The 26,644-nt window shown below is 42.2% G+C and carries 24 protein-coding genes; 4 read left to right on the top strand and 20 right to left on the bottom strand.

The window, feature by feature from the left end; genetic code table 11:
- Positions 1-51: 51 nt before the first annotated feature.
- Positions 52-1,860, bottom strand: a complete 1,809-nt coding sequence (glmS, locus tag B7720_RS03700; protein ID WP_042902946.1) for a glutamine--fructose-6-phosphate transaminase (isomerizing) — start codon at positions 1,858-1,860, stop codon at positions 52-54.
- A gap of 215 nt (positions 1,861-2,075) precedes the next feature.
- On the opposite strand from glmS, the gene B7720_RS03695 reads away from it, so the two are divergent.
- On the top strand, positions 2,076-2,489 hold the full coding sequence (locus B7720_RS03695; RefSeq protein ID WP_000264204.1) for an EamA family transporter: 414 nt from the start codon (positions 2,076-2,078) through the stop codon (positions 2,487-2,489).
- Positions 2,490-2,527: 38 nt separating this feature from the next.
- Here the strand turns inward: B7720_RS03695 and B7720_RS03690 are convergent, their stop codons facing one another.
- From B7720_RS03690 to B7720_RS03650, 9 genes are all read right to left on the bottom strand, one after another.
- Positions 2,528-3,907 (bottom strand): glycoside hydrolase family 1 protein, encoded by a 1,380-nt coding sequence (locus B7720_RS03690; protein ID WP_000911363.1) that lies wholly within the window; start codon positions 3,905-3,907, stop codon positions 2,528-2,530.
- A gap of 106 nt (positions 3,908-4,013) precedes the next feature.
- Complete coding sequence (locus B7720_RS03685) at positions 4,014-5,867, bottom strand: proline--tRNA ligase (protein ID WP_000814031.1); 1,854 nt, start codon at positions 5,865-5,867, stop codon at positions 4,014-4,016.
- A 16-nt stretch (positions 5,868-5,883) separates the two neighbouring features.
- Complete coding sequence (gene rseP, locus B7720_RS03680; RefSeq protein ID WP_042902947.1) at positions 5,884-7,140, bottom strand: RIP metalloprotease RseP; 1,257 nt, start codon at positions 7,138-7,140, stop codon at positions 5,884-5,886.
- Between the two features lie 15 nt (positions 7,141-7,155).
- Entirely contained in the window at positions 7,156-7,959 is an 804-nt protein-coding gene (locus B7720_RS03675; RefSeq protein ID WP_042902948.1) for a phosphatidate cytidylyltransferase, read from the bottom strand.
- 8 nt (positions 7,960-7,967) lie between these two features.
- On the bottom strand, positions 7,968-8,726 hold the full coding sequence (locus B7720_RS03670; RefSeq protein ID WP_000466705.1) for an isoprenyl transferase: 759 nt from the start codon (positions 8,724-8,726) through the stop codon (positions 7,968-7,970).
- Between the two features lie 206 nt (positions 8,727-8,932).
- Positions 8,933-9,517, bottom strand: coding sequence for a nucleotidyltransferase family protein (locus B7720_RS03665; RefSeq protein WP_084856561.1), 585 nt, complete (start codon positions 9,515-9,517; stop codon positions 8,933-8,935).
- Positions 9,498-10,496, bottom strand: coding sequence for a Holliday junction branch migration DNA helicase RuvB (ruvB, locus tag B7720_RS03660; protein ID WP_080702780.1), 999 nt, complete (start codon positions 10,494-10,496; stop codon positions 9,498-9,500). The genes B7720_RS03665 and ruvB overlap by 20 nt, the downstream gene beginning before the upstream one ends.
- A 287-nt stretch (positions 10,497-10,783) precedes the next feature.
- A complete protein-coding gene (locus tag B7720_RS03655) occupies positions 10,784-13,195 on the bottom strand; it encodes a flavocytochrome c (protein ID WP_084856559.1) in 2,412 nt (803 codons plus the stop codon).
- A gap of 25 nt (positions 13,196-13,220) precedes the next feature.
- The gene (locus tag B7720_RS03650) at positions 13,221-13,829 is read right to left on the bottom strand and encodes an NADPH-dependent FMN reductase (protein WP_000779601.1); all 609 of its coding nucleotides are present in this window, start codon (positions 13,827-13,829) and stop codon (positions 13,221-13,223) included.
- A 218-nt stretch (positions 13,830-14,047) separates the two neighbouring features.
- On the opposite strand from B7720_RS03650, the gene B7720_RS03645 reads away from it, so the two are divergent.
- From B7720_RS03645 to B7720_RS09650, 3 genes are all read left to right on the top strand, one after another.
- Complete coding sequence (locus tag B7720_RS03645) at positions 14,048-15,247, top strand: L-lactate MFS transporter (RefSeq protein WP_084856557.1); 1,200 nt, start codon at positions 14,048-14,050, stop codon at positions 15,245-15,247.
- Between the two features lie 75 nt (positions 15,248-15,322).
- Complete coding sequence (locus B7720_RS03640) at positions 15,323-16,201, top strand: AraC family transcriptional regulator (protein ID WP_084856555.1); 879 nt, start codon at positions 15,323-15,325, stop codon at positions 16,199-16,201.
- A 256-nt stretch (positions 16,202-16,457) separates the two neighbouring features.
- Positions 16,458-16,658, top strand: coding sequence for a hypothetical protein (locus B7720_RS09650; RefSeq protein WP_084856553.1), 201 nt, complete (start codon positions 16,458-16,460; stop codon positions 16,656-16,658).
- A 137-nt stretch (positions 16,659-16,795) separates the two neighbouring features.
- Here B7720_RS09650 and B7720_RS03630 read toward each other — a convergent pair whose 3' ends face one another.
- From B7720_RS03630 to B7720_RS03585, 10 genes are all read right to left on the bottom strand, one after another.
- Positions 16,796-17,212 carry a GNAT family N-acetyltransferase gene (locus tag B7720_RS03630; RefSeq protein ID WP_042902985.1) on the bottom strand — a complete coding sequence of 139 codons (417 nt, stop codon included), beginning with the start codon at positions 17,210-17,212 and terminating at the stop codon, positions 16,796-16,798.
- An 11-nt stretch (positions 17,213-17,223) separates the two neighbouring features.
- Positions 17,224-17,919 (bottom strand): GNAT family N-acetyltransferase, encoded by a 696-nt coding sequence (locus B7720_RS03625; RefSeq protein WP_042902986.1) that lies wholly within the window; start codon positions 17,917-17,919, stop codon positions 17,224-17,226.
- Positions 17,920-18,013: 94 nt separating this feature from the next.
- Positions 18,014-18,433 carry a DUF3021 domain-containing protein gene (locus B7720_RS03620; RefSeq protein WP_000825486.1) on the bottom strand — a complete coding sequence of 140 codons (420 nt, stop codon included), beginning with the start codon at positions 18,431-18,433 and terminating at the stop codon, positions 18,014-18,016.
- A gap of 9 nt (positions 18,434-18,442) precedes the next feature.
- On the bottom strand, positions 18,443-18,898 hold the full coding sequence (locus B7720_RS03615; protein ID WP_000701938.1) for a LytTR family DNA-binding domain-containing protein: 456 nt from the start codon (positions 18,896-18,898) through the stop codon (positions 18,443-18,445).
- 18 nt (positions 18,899-18,916) lie between these two features.
- The gene (locus tag B7720_RS03610) at positions 18,917-19,759 is read right to left on the bottom strand and encodes an ABC transporter permease (RefSeq protein WP_042902987.1); all 843 of its coding nucleotides are present in this window, start codon (positions 19,757-19,759) and stop codon (positions 18,917-18,919) included.
- Complete coding sequence (locus B7720_RS03605; RefSeq protein WP_084856551.1) at positions 19,759-20,625, bottom strand: ABC transporter ATP-binding protein; 867 nt, start codon at positions 20,623-20,625, stop codon at positions 19,759-19,761. The genes B7720_RS03610 and B7720_RS03605 overlap by 1 nt, the downstream gene beginning before the upstream one ends.
- Before the next feature lie 494 nt (positions 20,626-21,119).
- Positions 21,120-21,533 carry a YjdF family protein gene (locus B7720_RS03600; RefSeq protein WP_042902989.1) on the bottom strand — a complete coding sequence of 138 codons (414 nt, stop codon included), beginning with the start codon at positions 21,531-21,533 and terminating at the stop codon, positions 21,120-21,122.
- A 173-nt stretch (positions 21,534-21,706) separates the two neighbouring features.
- Positions 21,707-24,208 carry a leucine--tRNA ligase gene (gene leuS / locus B7720_RS03595; RefSeq protein ID WP_084856549.1) on the bottom strand — a complete coding sequence of 834 codons (2,502 nt, stop codon included), beginning with the start codon at positions 24,206-24,208 and terminating at the stop codon, positions 21,707-21,709.
- A gap of 157 nt (positions 24,209-24,365) precedes the next feature.
- Positions 24,366-25,061 (bottom strand): histidine phosphatase family protein, encoded by a 696-nt coding sequence (locus B7720_RS03590; RefSeq protein ID WP_042902991.1) that lies wholly within the window; start codon positions 25,059-25,061, stop codon positions 24,366-24,368.
- A 236-nt stretch (positions 25,062-25,297) separates the two neighbouring features.
- A complete protein-coding gene (locus tag B7720_RS03585) occupies positions 25,298-26,635 on the bottom strand; it encodes a PFL family protein (protein WP_084856547.1) in 1,338 nt (445 codons plus the stop codon).
- Positions 26,636-26,644: the final 9 nt, after the last annotated feature.

The raw sequence follows: 26,644 nt of genomic DNA, 5'->3' as shown, positions 1-26,644 counted from the left end.
CCAATAAATTTGCTCATTAGAAAAAGTCTAGATGAACTAGACTTTCTTAGCTTATTCTACTGTTACTGACTTAGCAAGGTTACGTGGTTTGTCCACATCAAGGCCACGGTGGAGTGTTGCAAAGTAAGCGACCAATTGCGTTGGTACGACCATTGAGATTGGTGAGAGGTAAGGGTGGACGGTCGTAAGGACGATATCGTCTGTCTCTTTAGCAACATTTTCTTCTGCGATAGTGAGAACCTTAGCACCACGGGCTGCAACCTCTTGGATATTTCCACGAGTGTGGTTAGCAAGGATTGGATCTGACAAGAGGGCCAAGACAGGCGTTCCTTCTTCAATCAAGGCAATGGTTCCATGCTTGAGTTCTCCTGCCGCAAAGCCTTCACACTGGATGTAAGAAATCTCTTTGAGTTTGAGGCTCGCTTCCATGGCTACATAGTAGTCTTGACCACGTCCAATGTAAAAGGCATTGCGAGTGGTTTCAAGAAGGTCACGAACCTTGGCATCAATGGTTTCTTTTTCAGAAAGAGTTGATTCGATAGACTGAGCTACGATTGACAACTCATGAACCAGGTCAAAGGCTTGCGCTTTGGCATTGCCGTTTGCCTCTCCGACTGCTTTTGCAAGGAAGGCAAGGGCTGCGATTTGCGCTGTGTAGGCCTTGGTTGATGCCACGGCAATTTCAGGTCCTGCGTGAAGAAGCATGGTATGATTGGCTTCACGTGAAAGGGTTGAACCTGGGACGTTTGTCACTGTCAAGCTTGGGATTCCCATTTCATTAGCCTTGACCAAAACCTGACGGCTATCCGCTGTTTCACCAGACTGACTGATAAAGATAAAGAGTGGTTTCTTGCTGAGAAGTGGCATACCGTAGCCCCACTCAGATGAGATTCCAAGTTCAACAGGTGTATCTGTCAATTCTTCCAGCATTTTTTTAGAAGCAAATCCTGCGTGGTAAGATGTCCCAGCTGCAAGAATGTAAATACGGTCTGCATCTTGAATAGCCTTGATGATAGCTGGGTCAACGACTACTTGACCAGCCTCATCTGTGTAGGCTTGGATGAGTTTACGCATAACCGTTGGTTGCTCATCAATTTCCTTGAGCATGTAGTAAGGATAAGTCCCCTTACCGATATCTGACAAGTCGAGCTCAGCAGTATAGCTAGCACGCTCACGACTGTTACCATCATAGTCTTGAACTTCGACGCTATCAGCCTTGACGATTACCAACTCTTGGTCATGAATTTCCATGTATTGGTTGGTCTCACGAATCATAGCCATAGCATCTGAGCAGACCATGTTGTAGCCTTCTCCAAGACCAATCAAGAGTGGTGATTTGTTCTTAGCGACATAGATGACATCTGGATTTTCAGAGTCAATCAAGGCAAAGGCATAAGAACCACGAATGATGTGAAGGGCTTTTTTGAAGGCTTCAAGAACTGAGAGACCTTCTTCTTCTGCAAATTTCCCAATCAAGTGAACAGCGATTTCCGTATCGGTTTGCCCCTTGAAGTGGTGACCTGCAAGGTATTCTTCCTTGATTTCAAGGTAGTTTTCAATCACTCCATTGTGCACCAAGACAAAACGTCCCGTCTCAGAGCGGTGTGGGTGAGCATTATCTTCCGTTGGTTTCCCGTGAGTCGCCCAACGCGTATGTCCGATACCTGTTGTTCCCTCAACACCAGCTGTCTTGGCAGACAATTCTGCGATACGACCGACAGCCTTGACTAGATGATTTTCAGCACCACCTAGGACAAAAATCCCCGCAGAATCATAGCCACGGTATTCGAGCTTTTCAAGCCCTTGAATCAAAATATCAGTTGCATTTGTGTTTCCAACAACACCAACAATTCCACACATAGTATATACGACACAGACCAGCTGTGCTTTCTCCTTAAATTGGTATAGTCTAATTCTCGCTTTACGGAATCAGCAAAAACAGTATATACTTGTTTTTCTCACTTGTCAAGGATAAAAATTGGTATAGTTTTTCTATCTGGTATTTTATCAAGATTTCACTTGATACCTGACAAGTCGGCATCAATTACTTATAATAAGGGGAGGAGGTATTCGCCATGTGGTTTTTCTTCGCACTTTTATCAGCTATCTTTGCAGCCTTAACGTCAATTTTAGCCAAGATTGGGATTGAAGGAGTTCCATCCAATCTAGCAACTGCTATTCGTACAGTCGTCGTCATTCTTATGGCCTGGGCTATGGTTTTCTTGACCAATAGTCAGACCGAAATTGTCAACATCAGTAAAAAAAGTTGGCTCTTTCTCATCTTATCAGGCTTAGCCACTGGCGCCTCCTGGCTCTGCTACTACAAGGCCCTACAGATGGGCAATGCGACTGAGGTATCTGCTGTCGATAAATTCAGTCTCGTCATTACCCTCGTTCTAGCCTTTTTCTTCCTACAGGATGTCCTGACGTTTAAAACAATTATTGGCTGTATCCTGATTACGATTGGGACCTTGGTGATGATATTGTAATAAAAAGTGAGATGAACACCATCTCACTCTTTTTATTCTTAAAATCCATTATGGTCGCTGAGTTCCTTGAACCAATGGCCTGATTTTTTTAGACGACGTTCCTGTGTTTCCAAGTCAAGCTCAACTAGACCGTAGCGGTTTTTATAGCTATTGAGCCATGACCAGCAATCAATAAAGGTCCAGATTAAGTAACCCTTACAATTGGCTCCGTCTTCAATGGCACGGTGAAGTTCACGCAGATGTCCTTTGACAAAGTCGATACGATAGTCGTCCTGAATCATGCCATTCTCACGGAATTTATCCTCACCTTCAACACCCATGCCATTCTCTGTCAACATCCACTCAATATTACCATAATTTTCTTTGATATTTTGAGCGATATCATAAATCCCCTGCTCGTAGATTTCCCAACCTCGGTGAGGATTGATTTTACGGCCCGGCATGATATAAGGCTCGTAAAAATGTTCTGGCAAGAGGGGACTGTCTGGATGTTTAGCAAAACGCGGCGCCATAACGCGCAAAGGTTGGTAGTAGTTGACTCCAAGGAAATCAACTATGTTCTCGCGAATGAGTTCTAACTCTTCAACAGTGTACTCTGGCAGCAAATCATGCTCAGCTAAAATTTCCACCAATTCCTCTGGATAAGCTCCCAAGACAGACGGATCTAGGAAAGATTGAGCTTGGAAGAGGTCGGCAATGCGCGCAGCCTTGACATCCGCAGGATGCTGGCTACGTGGATAGGCTGGTGTCAAGTTAAGTACAATTCCAATCTTAGAGCCAGGCAGAATCTCATGACAGGCCTTAACCGCAAGACTACTAGCCAGTTGCGTATGATAGGCAACCTTAACCGCTGCTTTGGCATCCACCTTGTGAGGATAATGGGCATCATAAAAATAACCAAATTCTACGGGGACGATGGGTTCATTAAAGGTAATCCATTGGTCTACCAAGTCACCGTAAGTCTCAAAACAAAAACGAGCATAGTCTTCATAAGCCTTGACAGTTGCCTTATTTTCCCAGCCATCACCAGCTTCTTGAAGGGCAAAAGGCAGGTCGAAGTGATAGAGATTGACTAAGAGACGAATCCCCTTGGCCTTAATAGCCTCAAAAACCTGACGGTAGAAAGCCACCCCTTGCGGATTGATCTCTCCACGACCTTGCGGAAAAATACGAGACCACTGGATAGAAGTTCGGAAGGCTGTATGCCCAGTCTCTACCAAAAGCTCAATATCCTTTTCCCAGTTTTCGTAAAAAGTCGATGTTTTATCAGGTCCAATTCCATTGTAGTAACGATTTGGCTCTACTTGGAACCAATAATCCCAGAGATTGTATCCCTTGCCGTCACCAGGTACACGACCTTCTGTCTGTGGTCCAGAAGTAGAGGAACCCCAGACAAAATCCTTTGGAAATTTTAACATTATTATACCTCTTAACTTGATGATGTATTCTTCACTCTCATTATATAGAAAAAACAAGGTAAAAACTAGTTACATTTTTGCCTTGTTTTTCTTCTGATTATAGTTTTTATTTCTTGCTGAGGATTTCAAGCGTTTCAAGCAAGTTGTCTGCATGAACTTCGATGGTGTCACCAGTCGCCTTGATCTTAACTTCTACAATACCGTCAGCTGCTTTCTTCCCAACAGTAATACGGATTGGCAACCCAATCAAGTCACTATCGCTAAACTTCACTCCGACACGTTCGTTACGGTCGTCTGTCAAGACTTCGTAACCAGCTCCCATCAAGCTTGCTTCAAGTTTATCTGTCAAGGCTTGCGCTTCTTCATCTTTGACATTGACAGTAATCAAGTGCACATCAAATGGTGCTAATTCTTTAGGGAAGTTAACTCCCCAAGCATAACGGTATTCGCCTTTTGGCGTTTTATTGACAAAGAGGCGAGCGTGTTGCTCCATAACGGCTGAAAGGAGACGGCTAACACCGATACCGTAACAACCCATGATTATTGGCACAGCACGGCCATTTTCGTCCAAAACATCTGCGCCCATACTTGCTGAGTAGCGAGTTCCGAGTTTGAAAATATGACCGATCTCAATACCACGGGCGAAGTTTAAGACACCTTGTCCGTCTGGGGAAATTTCACCCTCACGAACTTCGCGGATATCTACATATTCTGCAGTAAAGTCACGACCTGGATTCACACCCGTCAAGTGGTAGCCATCTTCATTAGCCCCTACAACAGCATTGCGAACATCTTGCACCTTACGGTCTGCAATGATTTTCACATTTTCTGGCAAACCAACTGGGCCAAGTGAACCAAAGCCGGCTTGAACAGCACTTGCTACTTCTTCCTCGCTCGCAATGTCAAAGAAATCTGCTCCCAAGTGGTTTTTCAACTTAACTTCATTGAGTTGGTCATTTCCAACTAGAAGGGCTGCAACAAGCTCACCATCTGCCATGTAGAAGAGGGTTTTGATTGTTTGTTCTTCTGGGATGTTAAGGAAGGTTGCGACTTCGTCAATAGATTTAACACCTGGTGTTTCCACTCGAGTTACTTCTTCTTCCGTAACGACACGGTTGCTTGGTTTGTACTCGTTTGTTGCCATTTCTAAGTTAGCTGCATAGCTAGACTCACTTGAGTAGGCAATGGTGTCTTCACCAGAAACCATCCATTTGAGCAATTCTGTCTTGATTTCTTCTTGCACTTCTGCAGGAATTTCATCAAATGAGGCAACTGACTTGTCCAAGACAACCCAGCGGTCAAGGTCTGTACGAGCTGGTGTAATGGCCATAAATTCTTGGCTATCCTTACCACCCATGGCGCCACCATCACCGATGATGGCCTTGAAGTCCAAACCACTACGAGTGAAGATACGTTCATAGGCTGCCTTGTACTCGTCATAAGTCACATCCAAACTATCGTAATTAGCATGGAAACTATAGCCGTCTTTCATGATAAATTCACGCGTACGGAGAAGTCCGTTACGTGGACGTTTTTCATCACGGTATTTCGGTTGGATTTGGTAAAGGTTGAGTGGCAATTGCTTGTAAGATTTCACAGAGTCACGAACAATAGCTGTAAAAGTTTCTTCGTGTGTCGGACCTAAGATAAAGTCTGACTTTTCACGGTTTTTCAGTTTATAAAGGTCTTCACCATAGGTTTCATAACGACCTGATTCACGCCAAAGATCGGCACTGAGAAGTGCAGGAGCCAACATCTCCACCGCACCAATCTTATCAAACTCTTGGCGCATGATATTCTTAGCCTTTTCAATCACACGGTTAGCGAGTGGTAGGTAAGAATATACACCGGCAGAAACTTGACGAACATAACCAGCACGCAACATAAGGGCGTGGCTGATAACTTGAGCATCGCTTGGCATTTCGCGAAGCGTTGGGATTAGCATTTTACTTTGTTTCATAATATTCCTCGATTATCTAAAAGAAGAGTCGCATAATGTCATTCCAGGTCACAGCTAGCATCAAGACAACCATGATAACTACACCAGCCATGGTGACATAGGTTTCAATTTCTTGTTTAAGGGGTTTCCGGCGGATAGCCTCTAGGATATTGAGCACAATCTTTCCACCATCCAAAGCCGGGATAGGAATCAAGTTAAAAATCCCGATATTGATGGAAATTATAGCTAGGAAATAGAGGACATTCTCAAGACCATTTTTAGCAGCATCGCTACTTGCCTTAAAAATGGCAACGGGTCCGCCGAGTTTGTTCAAATCTGGATGGAAAATCAAGTTTTTCAAAGCCGAAAGGATACGAAGTCCTGAGTCAGCTGCAGTTGTAAATCCACCAACAAACATGGATAGAAAGTCTGACTTGACTACCGGTTGAACCCCAAGAATATAACGTCCTTGATTCTCTTCTGGAGTCACCGTGACTTGTTTTTCGCTACCATTTTCAGAAATGGTCACATCTAAGGTCGGGGCTGTCTTGTCCTTGGTATCTGCTTCCACAGCCTGGGTCAAGTCTTGCCAATTCTTAACCTCATGCGAGCCGACCTTGGTGATTTGAGCTGTCTCAGCTACGCCCACCTTAGCCAAAGCTCCTTCTGGCATGACATGAAAGAGATTGGTCTGAGTATCTCTAACACCGCCCTGCAAAAAGATCAAGATCCAAAAAACAACAACACCTAAGATAAAGTTATTCATGGGACCTGCAAAGTTGGTGATGAGCTTACCCCAGATAGAAGCATTTTGATACTGTACATCCAGAGGAGCAATGCGCACTTCGGTTCCGTCTTCTTCAACCACCGTTGCATCATGATCCACTGCAAAGGTCTTTTCTTCTTCCAAGACCAAGCCTTTAATGAAGAGCTTGTCTTCAAAGTCAAACTGAGTTACCTGCATAGGAAGAGACGTTTGATCCAACTTCTTCCCTGAGAGGTTGATCCGTTTGACCTTACCATCATCGGCAAGTGTTAAACTGACTGGAGTTCCTGTCTTGATTTCTGTCGCATCATCACCCCAGCCTGCCATACGAATATAGCCTCCTAGAGGAAGGATTCGAATGGTATAAGCAGTGCCATCCTTACCGATATGGGAAAAAATCTTGGGCCCCATACCAATGGCAAATTCACGAACTAGAATGCCCGATTTCTTGGCAAAATAAAAATGTCCAAACTCATGCACCACCACAATAATCCCAAAAACGAGGATAAAGGTTAGCAATCCAATCATTCAATATTCCTTTCTTTAAAACAGGCCAAATAAGTGCATCATTGGAAACACAATCAGCATGCTGTCAAAGCGATCCAACACACCGCCATGTCCAGGGATAAATTTTCCAGAATCCTTAACACCGAAATGGCGTTTCATGGCACTCTCAATCAAGTCACCAAACTGACCTGCCACACTGAAGAAGGCAGCAAAGAGACTCATTCTATAAATCCCATAAGGAAGAGCAACTGTGCTGTCCACTAACATGAAAACCACTGTTATCAGTACCGCACCTAGAATACCACCGACAAAGCCCTCAATACTCTTATTAGGAGAAACTCTCGGCGCCAATTTATGTTTACCAAAATTCATCCCTGTCAGGTAGGCTGCGCTATCTGTCCCCCAGACGATAAAAAGGGCCAAAAGTACCTTGTCAAAACCTGCCACCCGAGCATCTAGTAAGGCATTGAAGCCAAAACCAACATAAAAACTCACAGCAATTGGAAAAGCGGCATCTTCAATCGTATAGTTTTTACTGAAAACGGTCGTCCCTAGCATTATGGTAATCAAAACACTGTAGGCAACCACATTCCCATCAACAGGCAAAAAAGTTAGGTAATTTTCTAAAGGAACTGTGAGAGCGAAGGTCGCAAAAAGAGTCAAAGCGCCCTCAATGGTCATAGTCTTTAGCCCCTTCATGTGCAAGAGTTCATGGACGCCTAGCATCGCTAACAATCCAATCCCTATCTGCAACAAGAGCCCTCCTGCAAACAAGACTGGAAGGAAAATTGCCAGGGCCAATACCGCAAACAATGTTCTCTTTTGTAAATCCTTGGTCATATCTTCTCCTAAACTCCTCCAAAACGGCGATTGCGATGGTTAAAAGCAGCAATAGCTTCCTGCAAGGCAGCTTCATCAAAATCAGGCCACAAGGTATCTGTAAAGTAAAGCTCGCTATAGGCTGCTTGCCATGGCAAGAAATTACTCAAACGCAACTCACCACTCGTACGGATAATCAAATCAGGATCCCGCAAATCCTTTGGCAGGTGTTGCGTAAAAAGATAGTCCCCAATCATATCTTCTGTGATGTCACCAGGGTTTATTTTAGCATCTAGAACATCTTGAGCCAAGCCCTTAAGAGCCTGCGTAATTTCAGCACGACCACCATAGTTAAGCGCAAAATTGAGAATCAAGCCCGTATTGTTCTTAGTCAACTCCTCTGCTTTTTTCAAAGCTTCAAAAGTCGGCTTAGGCAGACGGTCTGTCTCCCCAATCATCTGAATCTTAACGTTATTTGCGTGCAATTCAGGGACGTAGTTATCATAAAATTCGACTGGCAAGTTCATGATAAACTTGACTTCTTGATCTGGACGCGTCCAATTTTCCGTTGAAAAGGCATAAACCGTGATGACCTTAACTCCCATCTTGTTAGCTGCCTTGGTCACTTTTTGGAGGGCTTCCATCCCTGCTTTATGACCAAAAACCCGTGGTTGCATCCGTTTTTTAGCCCAACGACCATTCCCATCCATGATGATGCCAATATGAGCAGGAACCTGTGTTGGAACCTCGACTTCTACAGCTTTATCTTTCTTAAAAAATCCAAACATGTTCTTATTCCTATTCAAAAATCTATCGTTTCATTATACCATATTTCCCTATTTTCTTCTATTGCTAAGTTATTAGCTCTCCGTAAAGACAAAAAATAAGCCGCCTGATTGGGCGACTTAGTTTTATAGGGAGATTATTATGAAAAAGTTTTAGGAGTTTAAGTTAAGTTCCTCTTAACTTATGAACCTAGTATACCGTCCCTAACTTAAATTTTTCTTAAGTTTTTTGAGAAAGTGAGATTTTCCCATTTTTCTTGCCAATTTTTCTTGGACAAGCGTTCTTGATAGAGCTTCATTCGGTCTTCATTCTCTAAAAAATGAGGAGTTGGGGAAATCTGAAAGTTCAAAATATCCTCTAAACCATAAGGCGCAAAGATCTCTAAAGTTGCGTCGGCATGCAAGCGAAGCCCTATCGCCGTACAGCGTTCAGGATACTTACTCATAGCATCACGAGAACTCGTGTAAGGCGCAGTGTGGGGACTGTGCTGATGCATATAGACCTGATTTTTCAACTCCCACTGATACTGAGGAAAATCTTCTCTCAGTTTTTTCTCTATGGATACTGTTTCCTCATAAGAAATATCTGGATCAAAGAAAATCACATCCACATCCGTCTCACTATCAAAAGGCGATTTATCAGACAAGAGATTCCAGATGAAATTCCTGACAGAACCTGCCGCCAACCACGAATCTTTCAGATCAAGATCACGAATGATGGTCAGAATAGTCATCATATCCAGATTTTCTCTGAAAGCATCTAGAATTTCTTGCTCATTTTTCATTGTATTCATAACCTAAATGCTCATATGCCTTAGCAGTCGCCACCCGTCCAGACCTTGTCCGCATGATAAAACCTTTTTGGATGAGGTAAGGTTCGTACATGTCTTCAACCGTCTCACGCTCCTCGGCAATATTAACGGAGAGAGTACCTAATCCGACAGGTCCACCACCGTACATCTCAATCATGGTGCGAAGGATTTTTTGGTCCACATAGTCCAAACCTTCATGGTCTACATCCAGCATGGTCAAAGCCTTATCGGTAATAACATCATCGATAACCCCATCCCCCATAATCTGGGCAAAGTCGCGCACGCGCTTGAGGAGACGATTGGCAATACGAGGAGTTCCTCGACTGCGTAAGGCCAGCTCAGCAGCTGCCTCATGGGTGATTTCCATCTCAAAAATATCTGCTGTCCGCTCAACAATCTCTGTCAAGTCAGCGTGGGCATAGTATTCCATATGACCTGTAATCCCAAAACGTGCCCGTAGAGGATTTGAGAGCATCCCCGCACGTGTCGTTGCACCAATCAAGGTGAATGGTGGCAAGTCCAAATGAACACTGCGACTGCCTTCACCAGCACCAATCATGATATCAATGTAGAAGTCTTCCATGGCACTATAAAGCACCTCTTCCACCGACATGGGCAAGCGATGAATCTCGTCAATAAAGAGAACGTCTCCAGGCTCCAAATCATTCAAAATCGCTACCAGGTCACCCGCTTTTTCAATGACAGGACCTGACGTTTGCTTGAGATTGACTCCCAGTTCATTGGCAATAACAAAGGCCATGGTTGTTTTCCCGAGACCTGGAGGACCAAATAAAAGAACATGGTCCAGTGCCTCATCCCGCATTTTGGCAGCTTCGATAAAGATTTGCAGCTGGTCCTTGACCTTATCCTGCCCAATATATTCACGTAAATACTGAGGACGGAGGGTACGTTCTACCAACTCCTCATCCCCCATGATTTCATTATCTAAAATTCTACTCATGGCTCTATTATATCAAAAATCCAAGCCACAAACAAAAAAGCCACCTGATTGGGTGGCCTCTTTAGGGAGATTATTATGAAAAAGAAAAGTTTAGGATTTCATTAAATAAAGGGTACTCAATGAAAATCGAAATCAGACTAGGCAGATAGACGCAAGCATAACTATAGTTAGCTAAGTCGACTCTAACGAAGTATGGTGAGATTTTCGAAGAGTATTAGGAGGTCTTTATTTAATGATTATATAATACACAAGGAGACTTAAAATTCCCTTAATTTTTAAATCAATCACTAACAATTTTCTTTAACAGCTATTTGACCTGCAATACGTCCAAAAGTAAAGATATCCGTAAGTGAATTTCCTCCTAGACGGTTACCTGCATGGAGTCCACCTGCGACTTCTCCGGCAGCATACAAACCAGGGATAATCTGACCGTTTTCATTCAAAACGTGTGTTGAAGTATCAATCTTGAGTCCACCCATTGTATGGTGAACGGCTGGTTTTCTTGGTGTTGCGTAAAATGGCGCAACCTCACACTTGAGATCAAAACTACCTTTATTAAATTCAGGATCAAAACCTGCATCTACATAGGAATTGTAATTCTTAATCGTTTCCACTAGAACTTGTGGATCCACACCAATCTGAACCGCCAACTCTTCTATCGTATCTGCACGATAGAGAGTACCTGCTTTGACTTGGGCATCGATTTTTTCTTGGCTAGTATTGTAGGCAGTTTCCTTGATACGTTCATCTGCGATTAGATAGAACAAGCCTCCATTATCAATCGCCGCTTGAGATAGCTTGTCTCGGCTACCGTACTCATCTACAAAGCGCTTCCCTTCAGTATTTACCATGATGAAGTTTGCTGGAGGAACTTGAAGTCCTGAGAAAAGGGCTCCTGTCACTGGATCGGATACTGGCATCATTTGACTAAAGCCCATACCCACCAAATCTGCACCTACACTTTGCCCTAAAAGAATACCATCTCCTGTTACAGCTGGTGTATTAGATGTAGCAATATCATCTGCAATTTCAGTCCAGTAGGTATTGTATTTTTGTAGCATCTTGGTATTGGCACCAAATCCTCCAGAAGCTAGAACAACGGCATCTGCATTGACAATGATGGTTTGACCGTTTCGACCTTCTGCTCTGACACCCTTGACAACCCCGTCTTTTACAAGCAATTCTTTAACTGGAGAATCTGTCAAAATCTTGCCACCATGTTCTAGAACATATTTTTGTAGGACGGATATAAAGGCATACCCCATTGGTTGAACCGGCTTATGGCCACGACGCCAAAGGGCTCCAACTGGCATTGTCACTTCACTACGAACAAATTCAACACCGATGTCTTCCAACCAACGAACAGACTCTAGAGCCCGCTCAGTTAGGACAGATACTAAATCGTACTGGCCATGAATTTCATTTCCTTGTAAATCTTTTCGTTTCCCACCGATATAGGTTTGGATACGATAGAGCAAGGTAGAATCGAACAAATAGCTCGGGTTCTGCAAATACTGTTCAACCTCAACTTTCAAGGCTCTAAAGTCCTCTAGATATTCTGGATCAATCGTTGATTCATCTGTCGCAATCAATTCTTGAAGCGTATGTGCCTCACCTGGATGAGCTGCGAAGGTTCCTTGCCATGCTGGATCTGGTGCATTCATTGGACCACCTGCACGAACAGTATTTCCTCCAATTGCAGGAAATTTCTCAACAACAATTGGCTTCTTACCCGCTTGTAAGACTGCTGCAGCCGCAGCTAAACCAGCTCCTCCACCTCCGACGATGACAACGTCTGCCTGATAGGTCTTATCTTCTTTATCTAAGGCTGATGGAGCTTTGGAACGTTTCCGTAAAACATCTGGATTTGCACCGGCTTGTTTGACTGCACGCGCAACTCCATCTAAAACACCATTTGAAGTCACAGAAGCTCCTGACACCGCATCGACGTTCAAGGTCTGTCCCTCAATGATTTCTGCTGGAATACGGGTAAAGACGACATCTGCGATTCCTGAAGATTCCCCAGAAGAATCGATTTCAATTTTTTCAATACGGTCCTCCGAAACCGTGACATCCATCGGTAATTTACCATTATGGCCTTCAGTTGTAACATGGTAAGTCCCCGGTTCAAAGCGGACTTCTTCAGGAAGATTTAGTTGGTTTGCGACGGATACAAAGCGAAGGAAGCGATAAAAACAACTATCTAGGAAATCAACGGTTCGCTCATCAATCAAATCTCCATTGTCATCAAACGCTCGATGCGCTCGACCAAGTAAAAACTCACTACCTGGCATAGCTGTTGCATTTACCCCAGGAGCATCCAGAATCTGACGAAGATGAAGTTGGGCACGTGAAGAACCTTGAATATCGTAAGAAGCTCCGACAATCATTGTCGGCTTTCCGTCTAGCGGATGAATGTTAAAAGACAACCACTCGAGCAAGCTATTCAAACTTGATGGAATCGTATGATTGTGCTCGGGTGTCGAGATAATGACACCATCAGCTTCTGAAATAGCTTGATTAAACTTCTGAATAATAGGTGTATCTGTTTGATCATCTGTTTCATTGAACATTGGTACATCTGTTATCTCTAAAATCTCAATATCCGCTTTCTGAGCAAAATGTCTTTTCATAAATTGCAAGAGGTTGCGATTATAGGATTTTTTTGCATTAGTCCCAACAATAGCTACTAATTTCATGGATTGTTCTCCTTTCTTGAAATACTTATGCTTTCAACCATTCTTCCCAAATGAAAGATTTCTTACGATTTGTATCTTCTGGTTTGACCAAAGCTTTTGTTAATTCAACAAAATTTTGAAACTCTGAAAAATGTTCTTCTAGTTCTGCAACCTTTTCAGGATTGTTCAAATGACACTCATCATCTAGGACTTGCTCAGAATGACCTAGAAAGAACTCTGTACCAGGCATAACTCTCGCTTTAAGCTCCGGCGCATCTAAAATCTGACGCAAGTGCGCCTGCGCTCTAGATGTTCCTAGCAAACCGAGAGAAGCTCCGACAATCATAGTTGGTTTGTTAACCAAGGCACGACTGGTATAAGCAATCCACTCCAAAGCAGAGGCCAAAGGTGCTGGTATCGTGTGGTCATACTCAGGTGTTGAAATAATCACACCATCTGCGGCAAGAATTTTTTCTGAAAAAGCTTGAACTTCAGCTGGCGCTTGCTTGTCCTCAGGTTCGTTAAATGCTGGCAATTGTTTGATTTCCAATACCTCAATGTCGGCTTTATCCGAAAAGTGCTTTTGCATAAATTTCAAGAGTTTCCGATTGGTTGAGCGATCTGAATTGGTTCCAACGATAGCAACTAGTTTCATCTTGGTACCCCTTTCATTTATTTAATCTACTTTCATTATACTACTTTAGAAAATCTTGTAAATCCTTGATAATAAAGACCGTGTTATTCTATCAGATTATCGTACTTTAGTACAAGTTCGTGAAAAAATTAACAAAATATCTTCTTAAACTATTGACCAGCTTCCTTAACTATGATATAGTCTTGGTGAAAAAATATACATTTAAGGAGGATGTTTTTATGAAAGAGACATTCAATCGTTGGAGGATTTTAGTCGCGTCTACAGCCATTCTTCTTTGCACAGGTGCCGTCTATTCCTTTTCTGTTTTTGCCGGACCACTTAGCAGTTCAACAGGCTGGTCCATGTCTGATATTATGTTAGCATTTGCTATCAACTCTGCAATCGGCCCTATCCCCATGATTCTAGGAGGTTATTTAGTTGACAAAGGTTATGTAAAATGGACCATCGCCCTCGGCGCTCTTCTATTTGCTAGCGGATTTTACTTAACCGGCTATGCCAATTCACCAGCCATGCTTTATTTGACCTATGGATTAATGGCCGGGCTTGGTCAAGGTTTTGCCTATTCGGGTGCCCTCTCCAATTCACTTCGTCTCTTCCCTGATAAACGTGGCTTAGCCTCTGGAATTCTGACAGGCGGAATGGGATTTGCCGCAGTCATCGCTTCTCCAGTCGCAAGCAATCTCATTCAACAACAAGATGCCTTCTTTGCTTTTCGTACAATTGGGCTAGTCTATATTGTTGTTATCATCTGTGCAATTTTCTTTATCAAGGCAGCTCCAAGTGGCTACCAACCAGCAGGTTGGAAAGCTCCAGTACAAACGAAGCAAGGACTTACTAATAAAAACTGGAAACAAATGCTACAAAGTCCTCTGTTTTACATTATCATTAGCATGTTCTTTGTTGGCGCCTTTTCTGGTTTGATGATTGCCTCTCAAGCATCACCAATCGGTCAATCAATGTTTGGACTCTCTGCAGGCACTGCAGCTCTCTATGTCTCTCTTTATTCAATCGCAAACTCTAGTGGTCGTTTTATCTGGGGATCACTTTCTGATAAAATCGGCCGTTCAAAGACCTTATTGATTATCTATTCTGTCATTGTCCTAGCTTTATTCTCCCTAACTATCGTTCCTGGTCAATTCGGATTTACCTTAGGAATTATTGGGCTTGGTATCTGCTTTGGTGGTGTTATGGGGGTCTTCCCATCTATCGTCATGGAAAATTACGGTCCTGCAAATCAAGGAGTCAACTACGGTATCGTCTTCACTGGATATTCTTTAGCAGCATTTTTCGCTCCCAAAGTCGCTGTTCAAATGGCAATGGCTAATAATGGAAATTATAGTGTAGCTTTTTATGTTGCTATCGCTTTGGCCTTCATTGGACTTATGCTTACTATTTTTTATATGAAAAAGAAAGCTTAAAACTCGAAAACTTCCTAAATAAGGAAGTTTTTTTGGTATAATAAAAGTAGTAATAGAATATTGGGAGGATTTACCATGGCAGACCGTTCACGTTTCTTACGAGATAACCCATCTGACTTCCCATATGATTTTGAAAAACAAATCCTATCCAAAACGTCTCCTGACACAATCTATCATTGTCATCCTGAGCTAGAGATTATTTATGTTACAAAGGGTTCTGCTATCGTTCATATCAACTCAGAACGCTTTGAAAGTCGTGAAGGAGATATTTTTCTTATCCAACCGACCTCTCTCCATGCTATCTATTCTCACAAAGATCAAGAACTATTTTCTACCAGCTTTCGGATTCATCTAGATTATCTTGGGAGAAGTCAAATTAACAGCTTTAGCCAACGCTATATCCAACCCCTCCACTCTGGTCACTTTTGCCTCACTCCTCAAATATCACCAGGCGATAAGGCCTATGATCAAATTCAATCCTGCCTTCTTTCCCTCTTTTCTATCCTTGAAGAAAAAGGAATATACTATGATCTACTCATAAAATCTAAACTATACGAATTGCTTCATCTTCTCTTTAAGTATAGATACGTCAATCGACACTATACAGATGATACCTACCAAAAATACCAAAAACTAAAAGAAGTGATTTGCTACCTTGAACAGCACTACTCAGAAGCCATTCATATCGAGCAACTAGCTGCAACATTTGGATATAGTAAAAATCACTTTATGAGTATTTTCAAGCAACATACTGGAGCCAGTTGTATGGACTACCTGCTCCAATTACGTCTTGAAAAATCCTGTGAGAAACTCGTCCAAACCAACCTCAGCATTCAAGAAATTGCAAGCCAGGTCGGTTTCACCAACCTTTCAAACTTCAACCGTCAATTTAAGCAACACTATCATTTAACACCTAGACAGTATCGAAATCAACAACTTAAAAAGAAAACATAATCCTTTCTCCTTAGTCTTTTCTAAGGAGTTTTTTCAAACAAAAAAGCCACCGAATTTGGTGGCTTCATTAGGGAGATTATTATGAAAAAGAAAAGTTTAGGATTTCATTAAATAAAGGGTACTCAATGAAAATCGAAATCAGACTAGGCAGATAGACGCAAGCATAACTATAGTTAGCTAAGTCGACTCTAACGAAGTATGGTAAGATTTTCGAAGAGTATTAGGAGGTCTTTATTTAATGATTATATAATACAAGATGAATCTTAAAGCTAACTTAACTTTTTCTCTGATTTATTATTTTTTAAAAAATTTTTTTCAAATGGATTTTTCCTCCCCAAGTCATAAAAAGCCACCTGATTGGGTGACTTCTTTAGGAGATTATGATGAAAAAGAAAAGTTTGGGATTTCATTAAATAAAGGGTACTCAATGAAAATCGAAATCAGACTAGGCAGATAGGCGCAAGCATAACTATAGTTAGCTAAGTCGACTCTAACGAAGGTTGATGAGATTTTCGAAGAGTATTAGGAGGTCTTTATTTAATAACTATATGATACAAGAGGATACTTAAACTTTACTTAAGAAAAAATATTTTTTTATCTTTTTCTATCCACCCAAATCATTCCTGTACAGTCATAAGTAGATAAGGTTTCAAATCCCAGAGATCGATAGAATCCCAAGGTTTTTTCTGTCTGATCGGTCACTAGTTGGACTTGATAGGCATCTTTGTAATCACCTAAAGCCTCTTTCATCAAGTCGCTACCAATCCCTTGGCGTTGATAGCTAGGCAAAACGATCAAATCCTGGACAAAAATCGATGAAAAACCATCTCCGACTAAACGGACCAAGCCCACCACAGCATCACCATCAAGTGCTAGATAAATCGCTAATGAGTGAGACAAGGCCTTCTCCAACATCTGAGGTTGATGTGTATAATTTGTCCATCCAACTGCCTGATAGAGATGCAAAACATCCTCTAGCTTGACGATTTCTTGCTTTCTAATAGTTATCATCCCAACACCTCTTAGAATTCTCTCAAGCTCTTGTACTGCCGTCCATTTTTATCAAAATTTTCAGGAGCCAACCATGTTTCCAAACGAGCTTTAACTTGAGGCCAGTCCTTATCAATCATAGCGAGCCAATCCGTATCCCTCGTGCGCCCCTTATAAACAACTGCCTGGCGGAAGGTGCCTTCATAGATAAAGCCCAAACGTTCCGCAGCTCGTCTTGATGGCAGATTTAGAGCATCGCATTTCCACTCATAGCGACGATAGTTAAGCTCTTCAAAAACATAGCGAGCTAGGAGATATTGAGCCTCTGTCCCTATACGTGTTCCCCTGAGTTCTGGAGAAAAAGTGACAGCTCCCACTTCTATTACTCGGTTATTCTGGTCAATGCGCATGAGAGAAAAAGTTCCCAAAGCCTTACCAGTTGCCTTGTCTATAATCACGTAGTAAAAACGGTCCTTACGAGCCAACATCTGATTTAAGACGGTAACCAGTTCCTCCATATCTGCCACTGGTTCCTGAAAGAGATAGGTCCACATCTCCCGAGGAGTATCCGGACCATAAACAGCTAATAAATCCTCCGCATGCTTTTCCACCGAAAGAGCCTCTATCCGAGCGTAGCGCCCTTCTAAGAAATCAATGGAAGGCAATTCACCTGGTGTATAACCTTCCATTGACTCACCAATTATCTGACCATATTCATTTACTGGCATTGTTTTTCTCCTTGTTTTACGCTAAAAATAATATATCATAATTTGCTCTATATGGAAACTGGTGCTCTCCTCAAACCTCATCCTCAACACTACATTAGTGATTTGTTTTCTTTCTTTTATCTTCTAAGGCTTGATTAATTCGTTGGGTGAGCTTGTGAGTTTGCCAGATCTGGTACAACCATATCAGTCCATAAATTAATAAGAAAAAGAACCAAAGCAAGGGACTCAACAATGCCGAACCCCAGCCAAAAAATAGGTAGGTCAATACTAAAATAGTAGCTGTCGCTAACAAATGAACTCCTACACGCATACTATAAGCAAGAAACTCTAGCCTTTCAAGGATTAAAGTCAATACCCCCATAATTCCACTCATCAAAAACAAAGCTAGAATATTTTTTGTCGTTGGTGCGGGATAGGTAATACCTGAATAAAACTGAGCCAATAACACCAAACTCAAATAAACAAAGGAGGCCGTACGCATTCCCGATACAAAATAAGCAATCAATCGCTTCATGATTTTCTCCTATAAACCTAGATAATCCATTAAGGACTTAACGTATTTCCGACTCACACTCGATTTGATACCCCGAGTCATTTTAGCCATCATGTTCCCTGAAAAGCTATCCGATAATGACTCTAAATGGTCAATGTTTATAACTGAATGACGTGATATCTGTATAAAGTTACGTCGATTAATTCGATTCTGAAAGTTTGTCAATGTTTCCTTAGTTTTATAAATCCCATCTACCGTATAAATGGTCAACAAATTCTTATCGATATCTGCTAGAATAAGATCCTCAATTTTCACCATAACCAGATGATCATCCGTTCGAATAGGAATGACCACCTGATTAGTCGTTGAAAATTGTTCTAAATACTCCATGACTTCTCTTGCTTGGTCAGTTAACTGAGCTGCCTGAATTAAAATGTGTGGGTCTTTTTCTGAAAACTCTGTCTTCATTTCAAAACGAATCTTCATTTTCTCTCCAATACATCTTTATTTTCTCTTGCTAAACACTTTAACAAATAACATCCAAAGAAGAATAGCGACGAGACTGATAATAACCACTATAAAGTATGTTTCTTCCTTTGTCAATAGTTCTTGCCAGTTGATTTGGATTCCCATTTTTTCTTGAAATTCCTGTAACAGACTGTTATTTCCTGAAAATGCGGTCTCTAATCGCTCTTTCATTAAGACTTGTCGATAGAGAGAAGCAATATAAGTGGCAGGGGTACATTTCATGAAAAGCTGTGCAGAATCAGGTAATACTCCAATGGGGATATAAGTTCCTACTAAAAATCCAGAAGCAGTTCCCACTATCGTTGCCAGTTTACCAAGGCTATCTACAGATTGAAAACGGTAAATCAAGAGAACATTTACCAAACTTGAAAGCAGACTGCTTAACAACATAATCAAAGCGATTTCCGGTAAATGGCTGATAACTGGGCTCTCTTTAAAATAAAAACTCATAACAGCATACATAAACACCTGCATGACAAAAGAAATGACAATACTACTGATTAGATAGGACGCCTGTAAGCCCCAGTTGCCTAAATCAGTCAAGAAGAGATCTTGATCCACTTGATTTTCGCGGTCCTGTACCATTTGTTTAAGAGCCGTAAAACTGGTTGTCATCCCAGTCACAGCCAACGTCCCACCCATCAGCCAGTTATTTAAAAGGTTCGTACTATTAGGGAGTTGGGACCAAGAATCCGTCAAATTCTTCTGCAAAAAAATGATATAAAGGAGGAAGGAAATCAATGCCCCCAATAATGAGAAAAATACTCCCGAACGATTACGAAAATATAAGATAAAATTCCGTTTCAATAAAGCTAGCATTAGCGAACCTCTCTTCCTGTAAGTGCAATAAAGGCATCATCCATAGTACCCGAACGAAACTCAAAAGAATCAATTTCTTCTCGAACTTTTGCCAAATATTCAATGGCTTCCTGTGATGTCCTTGGATAAAAAAGATATTCCATCTCATTTTCTTCCTCGACTGTCATTCCAGTCTGTAGCAATTTTTCTAGATCCTTCATTTCCTTAAAACGAATTTTTAGGACATTAGATGCATACTGACTTTTAATAGCAATCGCAGAACCTTGCGCAATCACTTTCCCATGATCAACGATATAGATCTGATCCGCTTCATCTGCTTCATCCAGATAATGAGTCGTTAAGATAATAGTCATCCCTTCATCCTTTTGTAGTCGATACAGTAGATCCCAGATGGATTTGCGAGTTTGAATATCAAGACCTGTCGTTGGTTCATCCAAGAAAAGAATATCTGGTCGCGAAAGAAGAGCACGCGCAATATCAACCCGACGTTTTTGCCCACCTGACAAGGTTCCATAGAGTTGTTTCTGGAAAGCAGTCAAACCCAGTTGATGGATCAAATCATCCACACGACTTGCCGCAATCTCCTTATACTGTTGAGCACGAATCGTGAGATTTTCCCTAACCGTCAACATCTCATCCAGTACACTAGCTTGAAAAACCACTCCGATTTTCGTATTTGGCGCATATCGAATCTGACCTTGTGTCGGATTTTTCAAACCGATTAACATGGAAATAGTGGTTGATTTCCCTGCACCATTGGGTCCCAAAATAGCATTGAAACTTCCTTTTTCAAACTCTAACTGAATATCATCGACAGCCATGTGATTGCCGTACCGTTTAGTCAAATGTTTAGCTTGTAAAATCATATTTTTTCCTCCTCTTAACCACACTAGTTTAACAAAAAGAATGAAAGAAAAATCGACTTTTGAGATAAGCAGTTAAAATGAAAGGCCAAGTGGTAAAATAATGGGGGTTAAATTAAAGTAGAGCAGGCTCGTTTTTCTCCTATCGAATCACTAGAGGAAGTTGAAAAACACTTACAACCATACATTATATTTTTAAACATACGCTATAAAAGAGATGTTTTATAGCATCCGGCAGAAAAATCCAGGAGTCAATAGTATTGTTCTCGCTAAACCAAACAATAAAAAATGAATCAGAAATAATGGCACACACTCCCTTCTAGTAAAATGAAAATGCTGAATGGGGCAGGATTGAATTTGAAGCAAGCAAGTATGGTCCTAAATTTGAAACTGCCATTAACGATAAGTCTATCTATTAGGAAAGAAATCTTCAATACAAGCAAAAACAGCTCTTGTTATCCAAGAAGAGCTGTTCTTTTTTATGAAAGAGAGAGTCACTAGTGACCCTTGTGCTTCTCTCTACGTTTTTGCTGTTTGCGTTCAAATTTCTCTTGCTTGAGCAATTGCTTTTGGAGACTAGACTGTTGTTTTGAATACTTTTTTCGTTCGTCATACTGCAACTGCAAGAGCTCTTGTGACTTAGAAGAAACTTTCTGCTTCACCTGTTTCTTTACAGCTCGCTGCAGACGCTTCGGATTCTTAATCTTCACATGCTGTTTGACTGTTGCCTCTGGACTAAAAGACAACCGAACAAACTGAGTCTGTAAAAGTTTCAAAATTTCATCCTCTTTTGGTTCCTGACCAAATGTCACTCGACAAACTTGATAAGTTCCCTCGTACTCTTGTTCAAACAATCCATGCCAAAAACCATCTTCAAAATAAACTGTCAAGCCAATTGAAACGATTTCCATGACAGCACCTCCTTAAATCTATCCCTAAGAATGGACAACCAAGGAGGAAGGTTACTGATAGGCTTGCCTACGTCTGGACTACCAACCAGAACTGTGTTTTTATCTTAGTTGGGACTATTATAGCATAATCCAATTTAAAAATCCTCCAGATTCTACTCTGAAGGATTCATTTCTTATCTAACAACGATATTGACGAGTTTGTTAGGTACCGCAATCACTTTCACGATTTCCTTACCGTCAATCTCCGCTTTGACTTTTTCGTCAGCGAGAGCAATTTCTTGTAATTCTTCGCGTGACAGGTCTTTAGCGACCATGAGTTTGGCACGAACTTTTCCTTTAATTTGGACGACGATTTCGATTTCGTCTTCAACCAATTTGCTTTCGTCCCAAATTGGCCAAGCTACATAAGAGATGGGCTCACCTGTTGCAGCAACAGTTTGCCAGAGTTCTTCTGCCAAGTGAGGTGCAAATGGGGCAATCAATTGGATAAAGCCTTTGGCGTAGTCCACATAGAGTTTGTCTTCCTTATTAGCAGCGTTGACAAAGACCATAAGTTGGGCAATGGCTGTGTTGAATTTCATGGATTCGATTTGCTCAGTAACAGATTTAACTGTTTCATTGTAGACCTTGTCAAGAGCGCCATTATTTTCCGCAGCGATTTCTTTACTTGTAATCAAACGGTAAACACGGTCAAGGAATTTACGGCTTCCTTCCAGACCTTCTTCTGACCAAGCGATGGAAGCGTCAAGTGGCCCCATGAACATTTCATAAACACGAAGGGTATCAGCACCATATTGTTCCACCACATCGTCTGGGTTGACAACGTTCTTGAGCGATTTAGACATCTTGGCTGGTGCTTGCTCCAACTCTTCTCCTGTTTCCACATGGAAGAAAGAACCGTCACGTTTTTCAACCTTATCAGTCGCTACAAGAGCTCCACGGTGGTCACGGTAGCTTGTTCCCAAAATCATTCCTTGGTTAAAGAGTTTTTGGAATGGTTCCTTAGTCGGAACAACACCGATATCATAGAGGAATTTATGCCAGAAACGAGCGTAAAGCAAGTGAAGTACAGCGTGCTCTGCACCACCCACGTAGATATCCACTGGCAACCATTGTTTGAGAAGGTCCTCATCAGCCAATTTTTCAGTATTGTGTGGGTCAATATAGCGGAGGTAGTACCAGCTTGAACCAGCCCATTGTGGCATCGTATTGGTTTCGCGACGACCTTTGACACCATCTTCACGCGTCACTTCAAGCCAGTCGGTCAAGTTAGCCAATGGGCTTTCCCCAGTACCTGAAGGACGGATATCCTTGGTGACTGGCAAGACAAGTGGCAATTCATTTTCAGGAACTGCTGTTGAAGTCCCATCTTCCCAATGAATGATTGGGATTGGTTCACCCCAATAACGTTGACGGCTAAAGAGCCAGTCGCGGAGACGGTAGGTAACCTTCTCTTGACCACAACCTTTTTCTTCCAACCAAGCTACAATTTTAGCAATCGCTTCTTCTTTGTTCAGTCCATCTAGGAAATCAGAGTTGACGTGAAGACCGTCTTCTGTGTAGGCAGCTTCTTCAACGTTTCCACCTTCAAGCACTTCTACGATTGGAAGGTCAAATTGTTTGGCAAATTCCCAGTCACGTTGGTCATGGGCAGGCACAGCCATGACAGCACCTGTTCCATAACTAGCAAGAACATAGTCAGCGATCCAGATTGGAATTTCCTTGCCATTGACAGGGTTGATGGCATAAGCACCCGTCCAAACCCCTGTTTTTTCCTTAGCAAGGTCGGTACGAGCCAAGTCTGACTTGAGGCTAGCTTGGTGTTTGTAGTCTGCTACGGCTTCAGCTTGTTCTGGACTGACGATAGCATCTACCAAATCATGCTCAGGCGCCAATACAGTGACAGTCGCACCGAAAAGGGTATCTGGACGTGTCGTAAAGACGGTAAATTCCTTGTCAGTCCCTTTCACTTTGAAAGTTACATTAGCACCAGTTGATTTACCAATCCAGTTGCGTTGCATGTCCTTGATAGACTCTGGCCAGTCAAGATCATCCAAGTCATTAAGCAAACGCTCCGCATAGGCAGTGATTTTAAGCATCCATTGGCGCATCGGTTTGCGGACAACTGGATAGCCTCCACGCTCAGAAGTTCCGTCAGGAAGGACTTCTTCGTTGGCAATGGCCGTCCCCAATTCCTCAACCCAGTTTACTGGCACTTCCGCTTCATAAGCTAAACCTTTTTCGTAAAGCTTGGTGAAGATCCACTGAGTCCATTTGTAGTAGTTTGGATCTGTTGTGTTGACTTCACGATCCCAGTCGTAAGAGAATCCAAGCGCATTGATTTGACGTTTGAAGTTGGCAATGTTTTCCGCTGTAAATTCTGCCGGGTCATTCCCCGTATCCATAGCGTATTGCTCTGCAGGCAAACCAAAGGCATCCCAACCCATTGGGTGAAGGACATTGTAGCCTTGCGCACGTTTGTAACGGCTAAGGATATCAGTCGCTGTGTAGCCTTCTGGGTGTCCTACGTGCAATCCAGCTCCTGAAGGATATGGGAACATGTCGAGAGCATAAAACTTCGGTTTTGATGCATCTGTTCCTGTCTTAAATGTATGATGTTCTGCCCAGTAGCCCTGCCACTTAGGCTCAATTTCTTTATGATTGTAAAAACTCATGGTCTCTCTCCAATTTTGTGATGTTACTATTATACCATTTTTGAGGGAATTTGAAAGACGAGAAATGTTCTTTTAGACTTGGATAACAAGAAATACTGGGTCGCAAATCCAACTTATTTAACAGGAAAAAAAGTTAGCTCCTAATCGGAGCTAACTTCTATTGATTATTTGTCTCTTCCATCTTCTCACGTCCCAGTTCTCGATAGCTACGGTCGCCAACAACTTCTACACTAAACTGGCCATCCTCATATTCAAGGATCGTCACGCTACCATTATCTAGACCATGCGGATGCATGCCATTGATTAGATAAACAATGGTACCAATGGTCATTCCATGGCTTACGACGAGAGCATTGCCCCCACCTTGTTCTTCCATTTCTTTGGCAATTGCTTCAAAGACTTCCTTGATTCGACCACTGAGTTTTTCCCAACCTTCAGCCCAGCCTGCAGTATCAACCTCAACTAGACCTTCTGCTAGCTCTGCATAGGACAACTGATGAACATGGTCTACATTGAAAATTCTCGGAATCAAGCCCATAAAGAGGTCCCCATCATAGGCCCCATCAAAACTACCAAAGCACCACTCTCTGATGCGCTTGTCCATGCGGTAAGGGATTTTCCCCTGCAGGCCAAGTTCTTCTAGGATAATTCCCATAGTTTGAATGGTGCGCCCTGAATCACTGGAATAAGCGCGATCAAATTGTAAACCAGACTCTCTCAAGCCAATTCCCAGTTCATGGATTCCCAACTCACCTTCTGCAGTCAGAGGTGTATCACTCCATCCTTGAGCACGTCCAATTGTGTTAAACATCGTTTTCCCATGACGGACCAAGTACAATCTTACTTTAGACATTTTCTATCCTCCATTTTCTTCTATTATATCATGGATCAAAGAAATATTTGGCTTTCAAAAGCAAAGCCAACATTTGTAAATTACCCAAAAGAAAAGCTACCCTCATGGTAGCTTCCCTAGGAGATTATTATGAAAAAGTTTAGGATTTCTATTAAATAAAGTTAGGAGGTCTTTATTTAATGATTATAGTATACACAGTCATCCTTAAACTCAACTTAAATCCTCTCGCTTTTTTATTAATTTTTAAAACTATGGATTGGAGCTGGGATTTGCCCACCGCGAGAGATGAAATCAACAGACGAAGCCCCGTTGACCTTCATTACTGGAGCTGTCCCTAGCAAGCCACCAAACTCAATCATATCGCCTTCCTTGCCCTTTGGAATAATACGGACAGCCGTTGTTTTCATGTTAATAACACCGATTGCCGCCTCATCTGCAATCATAGCCGCAATGGTTTCAGCAGGCGTATCTTCTGGAATGGCAATCATATCCAGTCCAACTGAACAGATAGCCGTCATGGCTTCTAGTTTCTCTAAATTCAGAGAACCATCTTGCACCGCAGCAATCATCCCCTCATCTTCAGAAACGGAGATAAAAGCACCTGACAAGCCACCGACTTGGTTACAAGCCATCACTCCGCCCTTCTTAACTTGGTCATTCAAAAGAGCGAGGGCAGCCGTCGTCCCATGCGTACCAACTGTTTCTAGGCCCATTTCCTCAAGGACACGTGCCACAGAATCACCAACTGCAGGAGTTGGCGCCAAGCTTAGATCGACAATTCCAAAGTCAACACCAAGGCGTTCACTCGCCATTTGTCCAACCAGCTGACCGATACGAGTAATCTTGAAGGCCGTTTTCTTGACTGTTTCCGCTACTACATCAAAGCTCTGTCCACGAACCTTTTCCAAGGCACGCTTGACCACACCAGGACCCGAAACCCCGACATTGATGATAACATCTGCTTCGCCAACACCATGAAAGGCCCCTGCCATAAAAGGATTGTCCTCAACAGCATTAGCAAATACGACCAACTTGGCCGCACCCATATCTGATAAGTTCGCTGTTTCCTTGATGATACGTCCCATATCTGCAACTGCAGTCATGTTGATGCCTGACTTAGTTGAGCCAATGTTAACAGACGAACAAACCTTGTCGGTCTCAGCTAGAGCGCGTGGGATAGAATTGACGAGAATCTCATCTCCTTTTTGGTAGCCTTTTTGTACCAAGGCAGAGAATCCACCAATAAAGTCAACACCAATCTCCTTGGCAGCCTTATCAAGAGCCTTTGCCAAAACAACATAGTCTGTCGCATCAGTCGCAGCACCAATTAAAGAAATCGGAGTCACCGATACCCGTTTATTAACAATAGGAATCCCAAGTTCTGCAGCAATTTCATCTCCTACAGCCACTAGATTTGCAGCTTTAGTGGTAATTTTTTGGTAAATCTTTTCAGCAGCATGATTGATATCTGGATCAATACAGTCCAAAAGGGAAATCCCCATGGTGATGGTTCTGATATCGAAGTTCTGCTCCTCGATCATGGCAATGGTTTCTGTAACTTGTCTAATATCCATAGCCACCTC

This window comes from Streptococcus oralis subsp. oralis (genome assembly GCF_002096455.1).
Taxonomy (GTDB): Bacteria; Bacillota; Bacilli; order Lactobacillales; family Streptococcaceae; genus Streptococcus; species Streptococcus oralis_CY.
This window is presented reverse-complemented; position numbering and strand designations above follow the sequence as displayed.

Excerpts from the sequence above, each read along its gene's own strand:
- B7720_RS03600 (WP_042902989.1), bottom strand. The coding sequence starts at position 21,533 with ATGGAAATCGTTTCAATTGGCTTGACAGTTTATTTTGAAGATGGTTTT.
- B7720_RS03690 (WP_000911363.1), bottom strand. The coding sequence starts at position 3,907 with ATGTTAAAATTTCCAAAGGATTTTGTCTGGGGTTCCTCTACTTCTGGA.
- B7720_RS03585 (WP_084856547.1), bottom strand. The coding sequence starts at position 26,635 with ATGGATATTAGACAAGTTACAGAAACCATTGCCATGATCGAGGAGCAG.
- ruvB (WP_080702780.1), bottom strand. The coding sequence starts at position 10,496 with ATGAGTAGAATTTTAGATAATGAAATCATGGGGGATGAGGAGTTGGTA.
- B7720_RS03615 (WP_000701938.1), bottom strand. The coding sequence starts at position 18,898 with ATGAAGATTCGTTTTGAAATGAAGACAGAGTTTTCAGAAAAAGACCCA.
- B7720_RS03610 (WP_042902987.1), bottom strand. The coding sequence starts at position 19,759 with ATGCTAGCTTTATTGAAACGGAATTTTATCTTATATTTTCGTAATCGT.
- glmS (WP_042902946.1), bottom strand. The coding sequence starts at position 1,860 with ATGTGTGGAATTGTTGGTGTTGTTGGAAACACAAATGCAACTGATATT.
- leuS (WP_084856549.1), bottom strand. The coding sequence starts at position 24,208 with ATGAGTTTTTACAATCATAAAGAAATTGAGCCTAAGTGGCAGGGCTAC.
- B7720_RS03695 (WP_000264204.1), top strand. The coding sequence starts at position 2,076 with ATGTGGTTTTTCTTCGCACTTTTATCAGCTATCTTTGCAGCCTTAACG.
- B7720_RS03590 (WP_042902991.1), bottom strand. The coding sequence starts at position 25,061 with ATGTCTAAAGTAAGATTGTACTTGGTCCGTCATGGGAAAACGATGTTT.
- B7720_RS03640 (WP_084856555.1), top strand. The coding sequence starts at position 15,323 with ATGGCAGACCGTTCACGTTTCTTACGAGATAACCCATCTGACTTCCCA.
- B7720_RS03665 (WP_084856561.1), bottom strand. The coding sequence starts at position 9,517 with ATGAATACAATGAAAAATGAGCAAGAAATTCTAGATGCTTTCAGAGAA.
- B7720_RS03630 (WP_042902985.1), bottom strand. The coding sequence starts at position 17,212 with ATGATAACTATTAGAAAGCAAGAAATCGTCAAGCTAGAGGATGTTTTG.
- B7720_RS03605 (WP_084856551.1), bottom strand. The coding sequence starts at position 20,625 with ATGATTTTACAAGCTAAACATTTGACTAAACGGTACGGCAATCACATG.
- B7720_RS03620 (WP_000825486.1), bottom strand. The coding sequence starts at position 18,433 with ATGAAGCGATTGATTGCTTATTTTGTATCGGGAATGCGTACGGCCTCC.
- B7720_RS03670 (WP_000466705.1), bottom strand. The coding sequence starts at position 8,726 with ATGTTTGGATTTTTTAAGAAAGATAAAGCTGTAGAAGTCGAGGTTCCA.
- B7720_RS09650 (WP_084856553.1), top strand. The coding sequence starts at position 16,458 with ATGAATCTTAAAGCTAACTTAACTTTTTCTCTGATTTATTATTTTTTA.
- B7720_RS03655 (WP_084856559.1), bottom strand. The coding sequence starts at position 13,195 with ATGAAATTAGTAGCTATTGTTGGGACTAATGCAAAAAAATCCTATAAT.
- B7720_RS03645 (WP_084856557.1), top strand. The coding sequence starts at position 14,048 with ATGAAAGAGACATTCAATCGTTGGAGGATTTTAGTCGCGTCTACAGCC.
- B7720_RS03685 (WP_000814031.1), bottom strand. The coding sequence starts at position 5,867 with ATGAAACAAAGTAAAATGCTAATCCCAACGCTTCGCGAAATGCCAAGC.
- B7720_RS03650 (WP_000779601.1), bottom strand. The coding sequence starts at position 13,829 with ATGAAACTAGTTGCTATCGTTGGAACCAATTCAGATCGCTCAACCAAT.
- rseP (WP_042902947.1), bottom strand. The coding sequence starts at position 7,140 with ATGATTGGATTGCTAACCTTTATCCTCGTTTTTGGGATTATTGTGGTG.
- B7720_RS03625 (WP_042902986.1), bottom strand. The coding sequence starts at position 17,919 with ATGCCAGTAAATGAATATGGTCAGATAATTGGTGAGTCAATGGAAGGT.
- B7720_RS03675 (WP_042902948.1), bottom strand. The coding sequence starts at position 7,959 with ATGACCAAGGATTTACAAAAGAGAACATTGTTTGCGGTATTGGCCCTG.